The 322-nt window shown below is 77.0% G+C and carries 1 protein-coding gene; it reads left to right on the top strand.

The genetic code is table 11. The features are described 5' to 3' along the window. Positions 1-322, top strand: a 322-nt coding sequence (locus PUR56_RS00280; protein WP_329947345.1) for a KR domain-containing protein, incomplete at both ends; no start/stop codon positions are given.

Genomic DNA, 322 nt, shown 5'->3' with positions numbered 1-322 from the left:
CGGGCACCTGAACCGTGTGCTGTCCGGCAAGGTCGACGGGGCGTTGCACCTGGACGCGCTGGTCGGTACGCGTCTCGACGCGTTCGTGGTCTTCTCCTCGATCGCCGGAATCTGGGGCCGCGCCGACCAGGCCGCCGACGCGGCGGCGACCCCGGCGCTGGACGCCGTGGTCGCCGGACGCCGTGCCCGAGGACTGCCGGGCACCGCCGTCGCCTGGGGCCCGTGGGACGAGGTCGGCATGGCGGCCGAGGCCGAGGTCGCCGACCGGCTGCGCCGTCGCGGCATCACCCCGGTCGACCCGGCGCTCGCGCTGGCCGCCCTG

The sequence above is a fragment of the Streptomyces sp. BE303 genome, from assembly GCF_036290945.1.
Classification (GTDB): Bacteria; Actinomycetota; Actinomycetes; order Streptomycetales; family Streptomycetaceae; genus Kitasatospora.
Note: the sequence above shows the minus strand (reverse complement) of the source record. Positions and strands in the feature narration are given on the sequence as shown.